At 67.2% G+C, this 16,886-nt stretch carries 11 protein-coding genes and 1 riboswitch; all 11 genes read left to right on the top strand.

Going from position 1 to position 16,886, the window contains the following annotated elements; translation table 11 throughout:
* The first annotated feature begins 7 nt into the window (after nt 1-7).
* The 11 genes from tssM to thiC all read left to right on the top strand — a co-directional run bounded on the left by tssM (nt 8) and on the right by thiC (nt 16,831).
* A complete protein-coding gene (gene tssM, locus IEW24_RS08325) occupies nt 8-3,556 on the top strand; it encodes a type VI secretion system membrane subunit TssM (RefSeq protein ID WP_188577095.1) in 3,549 nt (1,182 codons plus the stop codon).
* 165 nt (nt 3,557-3,721) lie between these two features.
* Nucleotides 3,722-4,873, top strand: coding sequence for a type VI secretion system protein TssA (tssA, locus tag IEW24_RS08320; RefSeq protein ID WP_188577093.1), 1,152 nt, complete (start codon nt 3,722-3,724; stop codon nt 4,871-4,873).
* Between the two features lie 75 nt (nt 4,874-4,948).
* On the top strand, nt 4,949-5,461 hold the full coding sequence (gene tssB, locus IEW24_RS08315; protein WP_188577090.1) for a type VI secretion system contractile sheath small subunit: 513 nt from the start codon (nt 4,949-4,951) through the stop codon (nt 5,459-5,461).
* A gap of 3 nt (nt 5,462-5,464) precedes the next feature.
* A complete protein-coding gene (tssC, locus tag IEW24_RS08310) occupies nt 5,465-6,952 on the top strand; it encodes a type VI secretion system contractile sheath large subunit (RefSeq protein ID WP_188577088.1) in 1,488 nt (495 codons plus the stop codon).
* 121 nt (nt 6,953-7,073) lie between these two features.
* A complete protein-coding gene (gene tssC / locus IEW24_RS08305; protein ID WP_188577085.1) occupies nt 7,074-8,648 on the top strand; it encodes a type VI secretion system contractile sheath large subunit in 1,575 nt (524 codons plus the stop codon).
* Between the two features lie 20 nt (nt 8,649-8,668).
* Complete coding sequence (locus IEW24_RS08300) at nt 8,669-9,472, top strand: type VI secretion system accessory protein TagJ (RefSeq protein ID WP_188577083.1); 804 nt, start codon at nt 8,669-8,671, stop codon at nt 9,470-9,472.
* Nucleotides 9,469-9,921, top strand: coding sequence for a type VI secretion system baseplate subunit TssE (gene tssE / locus IEW24_RS08295; RefSeq protein ID WP_188577081.1), 453 nt, complete (start codon nt 9,469-9,471; stop codon nt 9,919-9,921). Before IEW24_RS08300 ends, tssE begins: the two co-directional genes overlap by 4 nt.
* Nucleotides 9,918-11,741, top strand: a complete 1,824-nt coding sequence (tssF, locus tag IEW24_RS08290; RefSeq protein WP_188577079.1) for a type VI secretion system baseplate subunit TssF — start codon at nt 9,918-9,920, stop codon at nt 11,739-11,741. The genes tssE and tssF overlap by 4 nt, the downstream gene beginning before the upstream one ends.
* Nucleotides 11,705-12,829, top strand: coding sequence for a type VI secretion system baseplate subunit TssG (gene tssG / locus IEW24_RS08285; RefSeq protein WP_188577078.1), 1,125 nt, complete (start codon nt 11,705-11,707; stop codon nt 12,827-12,829). The genes tssF and tssG overlap by 37 nt, the downstream gene beginning before the upstream one ends.
* A 42-nt stretch (nt 12,830-12,871) precedes the next feature.
* Entirely contained in the window at nt 12,872-14,428 is a 1,557-nt protein-coding gene (locus tag IEW24_RS08280) for a class I SAM-dependent methyltransferase (RefSeq protein ID WP_188577076.1), read from the top strand.
* Between the two features lie 326 nt (nt 14,429-14,754).
* Nucleotides 14,755-14,890: riboswitch (TPP riboswitch) on the top strand.
* A 99-nt stretch (nt 14,891-14,989) separates the two neighbouring features.
* Entirely contained in the window at nt 14,990-16,831 is a 1,842-nt protein-coding gene (gene thiC, locus IEW24_RS08275; RefSeq protein ID WP_188577075.1) for a phosphomethylpyrimidine synthase ThiC, read from the top strand.
* Nucleotides 16,832-16,886: the final 55 nt, after the last annotated feature.

Below are 16,886 nucleotides of genomic sequence, written 5' to 3'. Positions count from 1 at the left end.
CATTCAGATGCGACAGACGCTGACTTCATGGACCTTCTGGCGCTGGGTGCTGCTCAGCGCCATCGTGCTCGCATTCGCGCTGCCGATCTGGCTGTTCGGCCCCGCCCTTCAGATCAATGGCGCCGAGCCGTTCAAGACCGTGGCGCCGCGCGTGCTCACCACGGTCATCATCCTGCTGCTGGCGGGGCTGGTGGGGCTCTACTGGCTGCTCGCCCACCGCAGCGCCCCGCCCATGGACAAGGAGCGGCAGAAGCAGAAGGTGGCCTCCGCCCTCGTGGAGGCGCCGCCCGCCTCGCGAGCGCAGAAAGAGGCCATGGAGCGCGGCTTCCAGCTGGCCATGGGCGTGCTGCGCCGCATCCGCAATCCGGGCTTCCTGAACAGCCGCTATAAATACGAGCTGCCCTGGTATGGCGTCATCGGCGCCGAGCAGTCCGGCAAGACGGCGCTGATCCGCGCCTCGGGCCTGCGCTTCCCGCTGAACGAAGCCCGCAACGGCCAGATCAATGCCGGCACCATCAGCCTCGCCTTCAGTGATGAAGCCGTGCTGGTGGAGACGCGCGGCCCGCTGGTGCCGCCCTCCGAGGAGAATACCTGGACGCTGTTCGCCTCGCTGCTGAAGCGCCACCGCGCGCGCCAGCCCATCAACGGCCTGCTGCTGGTGCTGTCGCTGCCCGATCTGATGCGGGCGAGCGATGCCGAGCGCTTCTCCCTGCATGCGGATCTGCGCGACCAGCTGGAGCGCTTCCAAGGCATCGTGAAGGCGCGGGTGCCGATCTATGTGATCTTCACCAAGACCGACGCCATTCCCGGCTTCGACGAATTCTGCGCCGACCTCTCCACCGCCGAGCGGCAGGCGGTGTTCGGCGTCACGCTGCCGCTCTATGACGAGAAGGGCATCACCACCAAGGGCAAGCCCCTGCCCGCCACGTTCTCGGCCGAGTTCGACAATTTCCTGCGCTGGCAGATGCCGCGCATGGTCAGCCAGGTCAGCCAGGGTTTCGGCGTCGGTTCGCGCTTCGACTGCTTCATGATGCTGCCGCATCTGGCCACCGTGAAGCCGCTGATCGCCGATCTGATCGAGGACGTGTTCAAGCCCACCACCTACGATCGCCCGCTGCTGCTGCGCGGCTTCTATTTCACCAGCACGCAGGCCGCCGCCGGACGCGGAGAGCTGGCCGCTTTGCCGCCTACGGGCGGATCGGACCTGACGCCCGCCCGCAAGGCCGGCCTGTTCATTCATGATCTGCTGGACAAGGTGATCATCAAGGAAGCCGGCCTCGTCGAGCACGATCCCACGGTGCGGCGGCGCGAGCGCATGCTGCGCTGGGGGCTGGCCACCGCCGGCATCGTGCTGAGCCTCGCCGTGCTGAGCTGGTGGACGGTGAGCTTCATCGGCAACCGCTACCTGATGAGCGACCTCGAGCGCGCCACCCAGAAGGCCAAGGGCGCGGTCGCCGCGCTGGAGGCCAATCCGGTGGTGCAGCCCAGCGCCGAGACCGATTTCGCCGCCATCCTGCCCGTGCTCAACAGCCTGCAGTCCCTGCCCACCGGCTGGCGCGAGAAGGATGAGGAGGCGCCCCTGCGCCTCAGCGGCGGCCTGTCCCAGCGCGCCTATCTCGGCGAAGCCACCCAGCAGGAATATGTGGACGCCCTCGACAGCCTGCTGCTGCCGCGTATCGTCGCCGCCGTGCAGAAGGAGATCGTGGCCAGCCTGCGCAGCCCGGACGGGCTCTATGGCGCGCTGAAGGTCTATCTGATGCTCGGCCATGCCGGGCCGATGGACACCGACACGGTGCTCAACTGGATGCGCAACCTGCTCGCCGCCACCTATAACGGCCCGGCGCAGGCGCCCCTGCGCAATGCGGTGCTGGAGCATGTGCAGAACCTGCTGGACAGCGGCATCCCGCCCATCGAGCTGGACCAGAATCTGGTGACGCAGGCACGCAACGTGCTGAACGCCTATCCCACCTCCAGCCACGGCATGTCGCTGCTCCAGCAACGCGCCGACGTAAAAGCCCTCCAGCCGTGGCGGCTGACGGACGTGGCCGGCCCGCTGGCGCCGTATGCGCTGACCCGCCGCTCCGGCCGACCGCTCTCCGAGCCCATCGAGGGCATGTATACGTCCTCGGCCTTCTACACGACGGTGATCCCGGCCATCGCCGAGGTGGCCAACAGCATCATCTCCGACGACTGGGTCCGCTTCCCGTCCACACCGTCCTCGCCGCAGGCCAGCCGCGTCGCGCAGCTGAACAAGGACATGACGGACCTCTATATCAACGACTACATCACCGTCTGGCAGAACATGGTCAGCGACGTGACGCTGGCCGGCTTCGAGAATCTGCAATCCGAACTGGCGGTGCTGCAGGCGGCCATGGGCCCGCCCTCCCCGCTCGCCAGCTATCTGCAATCGGTGAAGGCGCAGACCACCGTGGAAGTGCCCGCCCCGCCCGCGGCAGCCGCGCAGATCGCCGGTGCCGCGGGCGCGACCGGCGCTGCCGTGACCTCCGCCGCGAGCGCCGTCGCCGGCGCGCTGGCGCCCGGCACGGCGCGGCTGAAGGCGCTCGGCCAGTCGGTGACGGCGCGCTTCACCGACGTGCATAATTTCGTCAATGGCAGCCCGAGCCCGCTGGATCAGGTCCTCACCTCCATGGGCCAGCTGCGTTCGCTGCTCGGCCCGGCCGCCAGCATGGGCATCTCCGATCCGGCGCAGGTGACGGAGCTGACCTCGGGGGCGCCCTTCGCGCAGATCCTCGGCCAGCTGAAGCTCAACACGCTGATGGCCCCGCCGGCCCTCACCGACAGCATCGTCTCGCTGGTGCGGCAGACCTCCAGCATCGCCAATGCCGGCGTGAAGGCGGATCTCGACAGCGCCTGGAAGACGCAGGTGCTCCCCTTCTGCCAGGCCGCCATCAACGGCAAGTTCCCCTTCGCCAACACCACCACCGACGCCACGCTGGCCGACTTCTCGCGCATGTTCGCGCCCAACGGGCTGATGGACCAGTTCTTCGACAAGCAGCTGAAGTCGTTCGTGGATACGCTGGCGAGCCCGTGGAAGCCCATCACCACCGCCGCCGCCCATCCGGACATCTCGGCCGCCGGCCTTGCCACCTTCGAGCAGGCGGCCAAGATCCGCGCCGCCTTCTTCGCCAATGGCGGCTCGGCACCGGAGGTGGACTTCACCCTCACCCCCGTGGACCTCGATCCCGGCGCCATGCGGGTGAAGCTGGAGGTGGACGGCCAGAGCCTCACCTACCAGTACGGCCCCACCATGCCCACCGCCATGAAATGGCCGGGCACGGTCGGTGCCGCACGCGTGGAGTTCGGCAATGGTGGCGGCGGCAGCGGCCCGCCCACCGTACAGTTCGCCGGCCCCTTCGCCTTCTTCCGCCTGCTGAATGCGTCCGGCATCACCCGCCAGACCGCGACCCAGTATGGCCTCAACGTGGTGCTCGGCCCGCGCTCGGCCAGCTTCACCGTCAATGCGGCGAGCGTGAACAATCCGTTCCAGCGTCAGGTCGTGCAGAACTTCCGCTGCCCGACTTCGCTGGTGCAGTGAGGCCCGGATGAAAAACGGGGCTCACTATACAGTCTTCCCCCGCCAAGCGGCTGCGCGGACGCGGAGAGGATTGGCTTGTGCTGGCGTGCATGCTCACATTAGCCTGTGCGCGCGGTTCTACTCCCATGGAACTGTTTTCTCGAGAACAGTTCGCCAGAGCAAAGCATGACCGTCGAACCGACCTTTGACACTGCTGAAACCCTCGCCCCCATCGGCGATGAGCCGGGCTATGGCGAGGATCCGCGCGCCGACATGGCGGTGTCCTCGCTGTTCCTGCAGATGAAGGATGCCCGCGCGGGCGCCCGCCGCAAGGAACGCGCGCTGGACGTGGATCCCGATGCCCCGCCCGCCGACGAGGAATGGGGACAGGTGGGCGAATTCGGATTCCAGATCCTGGCCGGCGTCGGCAAGGATCTGGAGGTGGCCGCCTGGATGATCGAGGCGCTGGTGCGGCTCGACGGCTTCAAGGGCCTCTACACCGGCCTCACCATGGCCGAGGGGCTGGTGCGCACCTATTGGGACGGCGTCTATCCGCTGCCCGACGAGGATGGCAACGAGGGCCGGCTCGCGCCCTTCATCGCGCTGAACGGCGGCGAGTCCGACGGGCTGCTGATCCAGCCGCTGCGCAAGGTGCCGCTCACCTCCGGCAGCGACCATCTCTCGCTCTGGCAGTATGAGCAGGCGAAAGAGATCGCCGCCATCTCCGACGAGACCCGCCGCGAGGCCCGCCTGTCCTCCGGCGGCATCAGCATGGATGCCTTCGACGAGGCCGTGCGCTCCACCCCGCCCAGCTTCTTTGCCGGCCTCGTGGAGCAGATCGAAGCCTGCCTCGCCGCCGCCAACGCCTTGTCCGACGCCTTCTCCGCGCATGTGGGCATGGACGCGCCGCCTGCCGGCGCCATCCGCAACGTGCTCAACACGGTGCTGGAGGAAGTGCACAGCTTCGCCGCGAGCAAGCTTGAGCAGGCCAGCGCCTCGCAGGCCCTCGCCGAGGCGGCGGACATCACCGGCACCGAGGGGGGCGAGAGCGGCGAGGTGGCGGCCGACGGCACGCCGGCACCGGCGGGCGCCGTGACGCGCGCGGGCATTTCCAGCCGCGAGCAGGCCCTGCGTACCCTGCTCGATGTGGCGGCCTTCTTCCGCACCAACGAGCCGCACTCGCCTATCTCCTACACGCTCGAGGAGATCGTCCGCCGCGCGCGCATGCCTCTGGGCGCGCTGCTGGAGGAGCTGATCGTGGATGCGGATGCGCGGCGTTATTTCTACATCGCCGCCGGCCTTCGCCCACCCGCTCCGCCCGAGGAGGCACAGGAATAGCGACACGGAACCGTCGCTCGAATAGCTTACCCAATTACCCAGATACAATTGTCCTAATCCAACGGGGGATACCCAATGCCCAGCGTACATGACAAGCTGAACCGGGTGCGCAAGCCGCGCGTCCACATCACCTATGATGTCGAGACCGAAGGCGCGGTGGTCGAGAAGGAACTGCCCTTCGTGGTCGGCGTGATGGGCGATTTCTCGGGCGATCCGAGCGAGCCCCTGAAGCCGCTGAACGACCGCAAGTTCATCCAGATCGACCGCGACAACTTCGATCAGGTGCTGGCGCGCATGACGCCCGGCCTGAAGCTGAAGGTGGACAACACGCTGGCCGACGACGGCAGCCAGATGGCCGTGGAGCTGAACTTCAAGTCGCTGGAAGACTTCACCCCCGCCGCCGTGGTGGAGCGCGTGGAGCCCCTGCGCAAGCTGATGGAAGTGCGCAGCCAGCTGCGCGACCTGCTCTCCAAGGCCGACCGTTCGGAAAACCTTGAGAGCCTCCTGGAGCAGATCCTCTCCAACGAGGAACAGCTGAAGTCCCTGGGCGCCCAGCTCGGCGTCGAAACCGAAAAGAAGGAGGGCTGATCCATGGCCGAGACCCAGGAACAGGCCGCAGCCGGCGCCGAAGGCACGACGACCGAAGTCTCCTTCCTCGACCAGGCCATTGCCGCCACCAAGCAGACCGATCCGGACCGCACGACGGAACTCCTGCGCACGCTGACGCAGGAAGCCCTCGCCGGCACCGTCACCTATTCGAAGAACCTCGCGCAGACGATCAATAATGCCATCACGGCGATCGATGCGAAGATCTCGACCCAGCTCAACGCCGTGATGCACCATCCCGACTTCCAGAAGCTGGAAGGCACGTGGCGGGGCCTCAACTATCTGGTGATGAATTCGGAGACGGGCAGCAGCCTGAAGATCCGCGTCATCAACTGCACCAAGCGTGAGCTGTACAAGTCGCTCACCAAGGCGTCGGAGTTCGACCAGTCCACGATCTTCAAGAAGATCTACGAGAGCGAATTCGGCAGCCCCGGCGGCGAGCCCTATGGCGCGCTCATTGGTGACTACGAGTTCACCAGCCATCCGGAAGACATCGAACTGCTCACGCAGATGTCCAGCGTGGCGGCGGCGGCCTTCGCCCCGTTCGTGACGGCGGCGAGCCCGAAGATGTTCGGCTTCGACGAGTACACCGAGCTGTCCAAGCCGCGTGACCTCGAGAAGATCTTCGAGACGGTCGAATACGCCAAGTGGCGCTCGTTCCGGGAGTCCGAGGATTCCCGCTTCGTCACGCTCACCATGCCCCGCACCCTGGCGCGCCTGCCCTATGGCGAGAACACCAAGGTGGTGGAAGAGTTCGACTATGAGGAAAGCCCCATCGTCGACGGCGTGCCGCGTGCCATGAAGCACCAGGACTATTGCTGGATGAATTCGTCCTACGTGCTCGGCGCACGCCTGACGGACGCCTTCGCCCAGCACGGCTGGTGCACCGCCATCCGCGGCGCGGAAGGCGGCGGCAAGGTGGAGAACCTGCCGAGCCACACCTTCATCTCGGACGACGGCGACAGCGACCAGCAGTGCCCCACCGAGATCGGCATCACCGACCGTCGCGAGGCGGAGCTGTCCAAGCTCGGCTTCCTGCCGCTGTGCCACTACAAGGGCACGGACTATGCGGTGTTCTTCGGCGCCCAGACGACGCAGAAGCCCAAGAAGTACGACCGCCCCGAGGCGACGGCCAATGCCGCCATCTCCGCGCGCCTGCCGTACATCATGGCCACCTCGCGCTTCGCCCACTATCTGAAGATCATGGGCCGCGACAAGGTGGGCTCCTTCATGGAGGCCAGCGACTGCGAGGCATGGCTGAACCGCTGGATCATCAACTACGTCAACGGCAATCCGGATGCCGGCCAGGACATGAAGGCCAAGTATCCGCTCGCCGAGGCGAAGGTTGAGGTTCGCGAGATCCCCGGCAAGCCGGGCTCGTACAATGCGGTGGCCTGGCTGCGTCCGTGGCTGCAGATGGAAGAGCTGACCACCTCGCTGCGCATGGTGGCCCGTATTCCGGCCCAGTCCTGACGATCCGGCGGAAGCCTGCGCTTCCGCCCCTCGGGACAGGTTCCAAGACAGGGCGCCCGGTTCCGCCGGGCGCCCTCCAATGTATTGATCGAAAAGGGCTTCGGCCCAGCGGGATGGTCCCTTGTCCGTAGCGCCCGACGCCTCCACGTCAGCGTCGCCCCCGGCGAACCCGGCGCTGCTCAACATGCCGGAGGACGACGCGCCGCGTCCGCTGCGGCGGCTTGCGGCCGCCATGGCCTGCAAGCGCCTGCCCGCCGAGCGTCTGGACGCCTTCCTTCGCCCCGGCCTCGGGCTCGCGGCGGCGCTGAAGGACTGGTTCGGCTCCGACATCGACCATTTCACCGATCCGCAGTCGCTCATCGGCGCGCTGGAGCGCGACATCGCGCTCCTCGACGACATGCTGTCGCGCCAGCTCAACGCCATCCTGCACGCCCGCCGCTTCCAGAAGCTGGAATCCGGCTGGCGCGGCCTCAATCATCTGGTCCACTGCGCGGCCGGCAGCGAGCACGTGATCGTGCGCGCGCTCAACATATCCTGGGCCGAAATCGCCTCCGATTTCGAGCGCGCGCCGGACTTCGACCAGAGCCATCTGTTCGCCAAGGTCTACAGCCAGGAATTCGGCATGCCCGGCGGTACGCCCTATGGCATCCTGCTGTGCGACTACGAGGTGCGCCACCGCCCCTCCTCCGACGCCCCCGTGGACGACGTGGCCGCCCTCTCCGGCCTTGCCAGCGTCGCCGCTGCAGCCTTCGCGCCCGCCATCCTGTCCGCTTCGCCGCGTCTGCTCGGGCTGGAGCATTTCCTCTCGCTCGACCGGCTCTCCACTTTGTCGGGCCTCTATCGCAACCCGGAATACACCCGCTTCAACCGCCTGCGGGATCTTGAGGATTCCCGCTTCCTCGGCCTCGTGGTGCCGCGCGTGCTCATGCGCGCGCCCTATGGGCAGGATGGCGTGCCGGGCCTGAAGTTCCGCTATCGCGAGGATCTGCACGGCCTTGCCCATCACGAACTGTGCTGGGGCAGCGCGGTCTATGCCTTCGGCGAGGTGGTGATCCGCGCCTTCGACCTGCACGGCTGGTTCGCCGACATCTGCGGCGGGCGGCGGGACGTGCTGGACCATGGCGTGGTGGACGGCCTCACCGCGCCCAGCGTCGAGACCGACAGCCCCGGAACGGTGGAGCGCTTCGCCTCGGAACTGGTGATCCCGACCCAGATCGAGCAGGATCTCTGGCAGCTCGGTCTCATCAGCCTCAACGTGTGCAAGAGCACGTCGCGGCTCGTCTTCTACACCTCCTCCTCGATCCAGAACGTGCCGGACCAGCGCACATCCTCGGCCGCCGCCAATGCGCGCATCTCGGCCATGCTGCGCTACATCCTCTGCGTTTCGCGCTTCGCCCATTATGTGAAAGTGCGGGTGCGCGATCGCATCGGCAGCTATGTCACGGCGGAAGCCTGTGAGCGCGACCTGCAAACCTGGCTGCTGGGCTATTGTCTGGGCAATGACGATGCGAGCATGGAGATGAAAGCCCGCTACCCCTTGCGCGAGGCAAGCGTGGAGGTGAAGGAAGTGCCCGGCCGGCCGGGCAATTTCGCCTGCGTCATGCATCTGCGCCCGCATTTCCAGCTCGACCAGATCTTCACGACCTTCAAACTGGTGACGGACATCGCGCTCCAGAACCAGCGACCTGCCATCTGATCATTCGGGGGACCAAGTCCATGTCGGCCACGCCGCTTCATCTGTTCCAGGAAGGCAACCTCGCCGGGGCCATCGCGGCCATGAACCAGCAGGTCAAGGAAAAGCCCACGGACATCGCCGTGCGCAGCCAGCTGGCCGAGCTTCTGTGCGTCTCCGGCGATCTGGAGCGGGCCGAGCGCATGTTCGAGGCCATCGCCCAGCAGGATCCCAAGACCGCCCTTCAGGTGGGCAGCCTGCGCCAGCTGCTGCGCGCCAGCATGGCCCGCAAGCAGGTGTTCCGCGAAGGCCGCGCGCCGGAACTCCTCGCCACCCCGCCGGAGCATGTCACCCTGCGGCTCGAAGCCCTCGTCCAGCTGCGCGCCGGACAGAGCGCGGAAGCCAGCGCCAGCCTCGCCCGCGCCGAGGATCTGCGCCCGCAGATCTCCGGCAAGCATGACGACGTGGCCTTCTCCGATTTCCGCGATCTGGACGATCTGTTGGCCGGCATCCTCGAAGTGATGACCACCACGGGCAAATATTACTGGGTGCCCATGGAGCAGGTGGAGGCGCTGGAGTTCGACGCCCCCAAGCGCATGCTCGACACGGCGTGGCGCATGGCGCAGATCAGCGTGCGCGGCGGCCCGCAGGGCGAGGTGGCGATCCCCGCCATCTATCCGCAGCGCGTCGAGGCCCCCGTCGCCGACGCCGTGCTGCTGGGCCGCGAGACCAATTGGGACGAAGTCGCCTCCGAATGCGTGCTGGGCGAGGGCCTGCGCACCTTCCTGGTGGGCGACGAGAGCCTGACCCTGCTGCAGCTGCGCCGCCTGGAGTTCGACACGAAATGAGCCCTCCCGCCGGTGTCAGCCTCTCTCTGCTGGACCGCCTGCGCGAGCATGACGGCACGCGGGTGTCGCGCATCCGCGACGGCATCCGCGCCGACCTGCAGGACCTGCTGAACACGCCCCATCGCGTGCGCGGCTGGGCGCAGGGCCTGAGCGAGCTGGACACCTCCATCTTCAACTACGGCATCGTGGACCTGTGCACCGCCAACCTCTCCACCGAGGGGCAGCGGTCCGCCGTGGTGGAGGATATCGGCAAGACCATCCGGACCTATGAGCCGCGCCTGTCCGACATGCGCATCTACGCCGTGCCCAATGCCGATCCGTCGGACCGCACGCTGCGCATCCGCATCGAGGCGCACATCTATATCGAGAACGAGGCCGAGCCGATCATCTTCAACACCGTGATAGATCCCGTGCTCAATTCCATCTCGCTGGCGAGCGCGGCGACGTGAGCGACCACCTTCTCCCCTATTACAACCGCGAACTGCTCTATCTGCGCCAGATGGCCAAGGAGTTCGCGGCCCGGCATCCCAAGATCGCCGGCAACCTGCGCATGAGCGGCGACGGGATCGACGACCCGCACGTGGCCCGCCTCGCGGAGGGCGTGGCCTTCCTGAACGCCCGCATCAACCACAAGCTGGACGACGAATTCCCCGAGCTGGTCAACACCCTGCTCGACATCCTCTATCCGCACTATCTGGCGCCCATTCCCTCCATGGCCACGGTGCAGTTCAAGCCCAAGGCCGAGGTGACGACGCCGCAGACCATCCCGGTCAATACGGAGCTGGATTCCGAGCCGGTGGAGGGCGAGACCTGCCGCTTCCGCACCCGCTATCCGGTGACGCTGTGGCCCATCACGGTGGCCGATGCCTCGCTGAAGGGCCGCCCCCTCGTGGCGCCCTCCAATGCGCGCACGGCGGGCGCCTTCTCCTGCCTGAAGCTGACCCTGCGCTGCACCGCGCCGGACACCACCTTCTCCAGCCTGCAACCGGAGAGCCTGCGCTTCTTCCTGCGCGGCCAGCCCTCGCACGTCTATGCGCTGCATGAGCTGCTGTTCAACAACACCATGGCGATCGCCATCGCGGACAATGCCGCCGACCCCAACCCGGTGTTCGTGAAGCCGGAGGCGGTCAGCCCTGTGGGCTTCGGGCCGGAAGAGGTGATCCTTCCTTACGCGCCGCAGTCGCAGCCGGCCTATCGCACGCTCACCGAATTCTTCATCTTCCCGGACAAATTCCTCTATTTCGACGTGGACCTGTCCACCAAGGTGCTGGGCGCCGCCGGCACGGAACTCTCCGTCTTCTTCTATTTCAACCGCTCCGACCCGGCGCTGGAGCGGGCCATCACCAAGGATTTCTTCGCGCTCGGCTGCACGCCCATCGTGAACCTGTTCCGCCAGCGCAGCGAGCCGGTGCTGGTGGGCCAGAACCGGCTGGAATATCGCGTCATTCCCGACGCCCGCCGGCCCGAGGCGCTGGAGGTGCATTCGCTCACCTCCGTCATCGCCACCGATGCCGAGGGCAAGCGCAAGTCCATCTCGCCCTTCTATGCCCGCCGCCCCAGCCAGGCGCAGGACCATGCGGGCTATTGGGCCACCGCCCGGCGCCGCTCCGAAGGGCGGCTGTCAGGCACGGAAGTCTTCCTCTCCTTCTCGGAGATCGACCCCGCCTTCGCCTCCACCGACATCGTGGTGGCGGCCGAGACGCTGTGCCTCAACCGCGACCTGCCCGCCAAGCTGCCCTATGGCGGTGGCCATCCGGTGCTGACCCCGGTGCAGGTGGCGGCGGCCATCGGCGAGGTGAGCTGCATCTCGCCCCTCACCCACACCATCCGCATTCCCGATGGAGATGCCCGCAACTGGCGGCTCATCTCCCACCTCATGCTGAACCACCTCTCGCTGGTGGGCGAAGGCGGCCTTGAGGCGTTGCAGGAAACGCTGATGCTCTATGACTTCCGCGGCTCGCCCGAGACGCGGCTGATGATCGAGGGCATCACGGCGCTCTCCGCCCGGCGCGGCACGGCGCGCGCCCCCAAGCGCCCCGGCGACGTGGCGTGGGGGGATGCCATCTGCCAGGGCATCGACCTCGTGGCCGAGTTCAACCCGGCCAATTTCAGCGGCAGCAGCCTGTTTCTGTTCGCCATGGTGCTGGACCAGTTCTTCGGCCTGCACGCATCCATCAACTCCTTCACCCGCCTCACCGCGACCGTGAAGGGCCAACCGGGATCTCTGAGGACATGGCCGGCGCGCGCGGGATATCGCCCTCTCCTGTGATCGACGCCCTGCTGCGGGCGCCTCACAGCTTCGACCTCGCGCAGGCGGTGCGCGTGGTGGAAAGCGTCGCGCGCCTGAACCGGCGCGGCGGCCGGCCGGACCTGTCCGCCGAAGAAGCCGAACTCGCCAGCGAGCTGCCGGAGCGGGATGCGGGCGAGGACTTCGGCTTCTGGGCAGCGGGCAGCGCGCGTTTCGTCAGTGATACGAACCTGCGTTATCCGGGCGCGGCCATCACCCACGCCCGCCAGCGCTCACCGGGCGAGCCCGTGGAGTTGACCGTCTCCACCTTCGGCCTCATCGGGCCCTTGGGCGTACTGCCCTACGCCTACACGACCCACGCCAATGAGGGTGTGCGCCAGCGCGACGAGGGCATGCGCGCCTTCATCGACATCTTCAACCATCGCGCTGTCTCGCTCTTCTGCCGCGCCAGCGCGAAATACCGCATCGCCCTCGCCCATGAGGGCAGCCGGCACGATTATCCGGATTTCTTCACCGTCGGCCTCAAAAGCCTCACCGGCCTCGGTTCGCCGAAGCTGGAGAATCGGCTGGCGATCCCTGACGATCTGGTGCTGCACAATGCCGGCCTGTTCGCCAGCCAGACCCGCTCTCTGGCGGCCCTTGAGACCCTGCTCAGCAACGAGCTGGGACAGGCGGTGCGGGTGGAACCTTTCACCGGCGGGTGGGTGGACGTGCCGCCCGCCGAGCAGACCCGCCTCGGCGGCGCCGACCATCTGGAAGGCCAGCACGCGCATCTGAATTCCAGTGCCATGCTGGGCGGCCGGGCGTGGGTGGCGCAGCATCATTTCCGCATCCATGTGGGGCCTGCGGATCGCGCGGACCTGCTGGACCTGTTGCCCGGCGCGCCGCGCGCGGAGCTGATCCGCGATCTGGTGCAGCTCTTCTGCGGGCTGGAATTCACCTTCGATATCAACGTTCTGGTCAAGGCCGCCAGCGTACCCGCCGCCCGTCTCTCCACGGGCGAGCATGATGTCGGCGGCGCGCGGCTCGGCCAGCTCGCCTGGGTGCTCAGCGCCCCGAGCCCGGTGGACCGCAACGACGCCACCTTCTCCATCGGCAGCCTCGACTGAGGCGCCAACCCGCTTCCTTTTCGCTTTTTCAACGGGGACACCATGACCGACTGGGCTTCCGGCTATGTGGCCGACATCGAATATCTGCCCGGCCTCTATGTGGAGCAGGCGCCGACGCATCTCATGCTCGGCTGCCTCATCAACGGCTTCGAACCGCCGCGCGGCACCGGCGCCTTCACCTATTGCGAGCTGGGTTGCGGACAGGGCGTGACCGCGCTGGTGATCGCCGCCGCCAATCCGCAGGCCGAGATCGTCGCCACCGATTTCAACCCCGCCCACATCGCCCGCGCGCAGGCCATGGCTGATGAGGCGGGGGTGAAGAACATCCGCTTCCTCGAACTCAGCTTCGAGGACATGCTGACCCGCACCGATCTGCCGGACTTCGACATGGTGTCGCTGCACGGCGTCTGGTCGTGGATCAGCCCGGCGGATCGGGCCCGCATCACGCAATTCCTCGGCGCGAAGACGAAGCCCGGCGGCGCGGTGTCCGTCACCTACAACGCCATGCCCGGCTGGACGGCGCTGCTGCCCATGCAGCGTCTGCTGCTGGAGCATTCCCGCCTCGGCCATGAGCGCAGCGACATCAAGATCCTGAAGGGCCTCGATTTCATCGAGCGGTTTCAGGCGGCCGGTTCCGGCGTGCTCGGCAATGCCGGGCTGATCGAGCAGTTGCGCAAGGGCGCCGACAAGACCGGCGGCACGCAGGACCGCTCCATCTATCTCGCCCATGAATATCTCAACGCCAACTGGCACCCGCAGTATCACATGGATACGGCAGCGGAGCTGGCGGACGCCAAGCTGGGCTATGTGGGCTCGGCCTCGCTGATCGATAATTTCCCCGATCTCTCGCTGAAGCCCGAGCAGCGCAAGCTGCTGGAGGAAGTGCCGCCCGGCAGTCTGCGCGAGACGCTGAAGGACTATCTGGTCAGCCGCCCGTTCCGCCGCGACCTCTATGTGCGCGGTCCACGCCGCATGGCGGACAGCCTGCGCGACGCCCGCCTCGCCGAGTTCGGCCTCGCGCTGACCATCCCGCCGCACGAGGCCCGCACAGAACTCGATGTGCCCGCCGGCAAGGCCCAGCTGCCGGAGCACTTCTACCGCCCGGTCATCGCCGCCCTCGCCACCGGCCCGCACACTCTGGGCGAGCTGGTGCGTCTGCCCGAGCTGGCGGGCAAGGCCGGCGCGCCCTCCATGGTGGAGATCGCCGGCGTGCTGGTGGGCTCGGGGCAGGCTTTGCCCGTACCGCCGGCCGCGAAGGCCGAAAGCCCGGCCGCCGCCCGCCTCAACCGCGTGCTGACGCAGGATGTGGCCGAGCAGCGTGCCGCCACCGCCTCCATCGCCGCCCCCTTCGCGGGCTCCGGCCTCAACCTCACCACCATGGAGGGCGCGGTGTTCCATGCTGTCTCCATCGGCGTCGAGGCCGAGCGGGAGGCTCTGACCGACCACATCCTGAAGCGCCTGCTTGCCAGCGGCACGCCGCTGGCGCGGGATGGGCAGGTGATCAGCAGCGTGGAGGGCCAGCGCGAGATCGTGGCCGAGAGCGTGGACTGGTGCCTGCGCATCCGCATCCCGCTCTGGCGGGCGCTCGGGGCGCTGTGAAGGCGGGGCGCTCCGCCGGGCACGCAGCCCCTCTCCCTCCGCACAACATGTCCCCTCTCCTGCAAACGGGAGAGGGCTAGGGAGGGGGCACGGCCGGGTGAATCGCCGGTCAACAAGGCCACCTCACGCGCCCACCCAACCTAAAGACGACCCGCCCGGCCAGCCCGCGTCCGCGCCTGCGGCGCGCCCCCTCCCCAACCCTCCCCCGCAAGCGGGAGAGGGCGTTCGCGCGCCTGCGAGACACGTCCGCTTCGTTCTCCCACGGCCCCGTCCGTCACCATGTTGCAGCGCAAGATTGACACCCTCGCAATGAACCCACAGTCTGGCGTCATTCCAAGGGGGGCCCCGCGAGGGGGCTGAGATATCGTCTTCCGGTCCGGCCGTTACGGCACCCGGCGCCACGATGACCCTTCGAACCTGATCCGGGTCATGCCGGCGAAGGGATCGGAATCAGCCTGGCGCCCCCTCGTATCCCGCATTCCGGGACGCGTCCGTCCGGCAAACCTGCTCCTGAAGCTCATCCCGGATCTCATTTGAAGCGCGAGCTTGAAGGAGATCCGTATGCTCGACGAAGCCTCCACCTCCGCCCTGAAGGTGACGACAGGCCCCCTGCCCCATTCCAAGAAGGTGTTCATCCCCGCCGAGCGATCGGACGTGATGGTGGCCATGCGCGAGATCGGCCTGTCCGATCCGTCAGAGAAGCCGGTGCGCGTCTATGACACCTCCGGCCCCTATACCGACCCCAATGCGGTCATCGACCTCACCAAGGGCCTTGCCGAACTGCGCCGGGACTGGATCCGCGCGCGCGGCGACGTGGAGGAGATCGAGGGCCGGGCGCAGAAGCCCGAGGATGATGGCCTCAAGCCCGGTCAGGTCACGCACCTGCCGACCTTCGACCGCACCGGCCGCAAGCCGCTGCGCGCCAAGGCCGGCCAGCGCCCGACCCAGATGGCCTACGCCCGCGCCGGCATCATCACGCCGGAAATGGAATATGTGGCCGCGCGCGAGAATCTCGCCCGCGCCAATGGCGGCGCGCATCCCAACCACAAGGCCATGGGCCTCGGCGCGGCGATTCCCACCGACATCACGGCGGAATTCGTGCGCGAGGAAGTGGCGCGCGGGCGGGCCATCATCCCGTCCAACATCAACCATCCCGAGACCGAGCCCATGGCCATCGGTCGCAATTTCCTGGTCAAGATCAACGCCAATATCGGCAATTCGGCCGTGACCTCGGGCGTGGCCGAGGAAGTGGACAAGCTGGTGTGGTCGATCCGCTGGGGCGGCGACACGGTGATGGACCTGTCCACCGGCAAGAACATCCACACCATCCGCGAATGGATCATCCGCAATTCGCCGGTGCCCATCGGCACGGTGCCGATCTATCAGGCGCTGGAGAAGGTCAACGGCGTGGTGGAAGACCTCAACTGGGAGATCTTCCGCGACACGGTGATCGAGCAGGCCGAGCAGGGCGTGGACTACATCACCGTGCACGCGGGCGTGCGCCTGCCCTACATCCCGCTCACCGCCAATCGCGTCACCGGCATCGTCTCGCGCGGTGGCTCCATCATGGCCAAGTGGTGCCTCGCCCACCACAAGGAGAGCTTCCTCTACGAGCATTTCGAGGAGCTTTGCGAGATCCTCGCCAAGTATGACGTGGCCTTCTCGCTGGGCGACGGCCTGCGCCCCGGCTCCATCGCGGATGCCAATGACGCCGCCCAGTTCGCCGAGCTGGAGACTTTGGGCGAACTCACCGAGATCGCCTGGAAGCACGACGTGCAGGTGATGATCGAGGGCCCCGGCCACGTGCCGCTGCACCTCATCCGCGAGAATGTGGAGAAGCAGCTCAAGGTCTGCCACGAGGCGCCCTTCTACACGCTCGGCCCGCTGGTGACGGACATCTCGCCCGGCTACGATCACATCTCCTCCGCCATCGGCGCGGCGATGATCGGCTGGTTCGGCACCGCCATGCTCTGCTACGTGACGCCGAAGGAGCATCTGGGTCTGCCCAACCGGGACGACGTGAAGACCGGCGTGATCTCCTACAAGATCGCCGCCCACGCGGCCGATCTCGCCAAGGGGCATCCGGCGGCGCGCATCCGCGACGATGCGCTCTCCCGCGCCCGATTCTCCTTCCGCTGGCGCGACCAGTTCGCGCTCTCGCTGGATCCGGAGACGGCGGAAGCCTTCCATGACGAGACCCTGCCGGCGGAAGGCGCCAAGGTGGCGCACTTCTGCTCCATGTGCGGCCCGAAATTCTGCTCCATGAAGATCAGCCAGGAGCTGAAGATCGAGGCCGGCGATATTGCGGAAGCCGGCATGACCCAGATGGCGGAAAAGTTCCGCGCCAGCGGCGGGCAGATCTACCAGCCCGCCCCGGAAGTGGCCGAACCGCCGCCGGCCTGATGCCATTCCCCCGCACCCGGATCTCGTCCGGGTGCGGGATTTGCCTTGTTCTTCA

Source organism: Azorhizobium oxalatiphilum (genome assembly GCF_014635325.1).
GTDB lineage: Bacteria > Pseudomonadota > Alphaproteobacteria > Rhizobiales > Xanthobacteraceae > Azorhizobium > Azorhizobium oxalatiphilum.
Note: the sequence above shows the minus strand (reverse complement) of the source record. Positions and strands in the feature narration are given on the sequence as shown.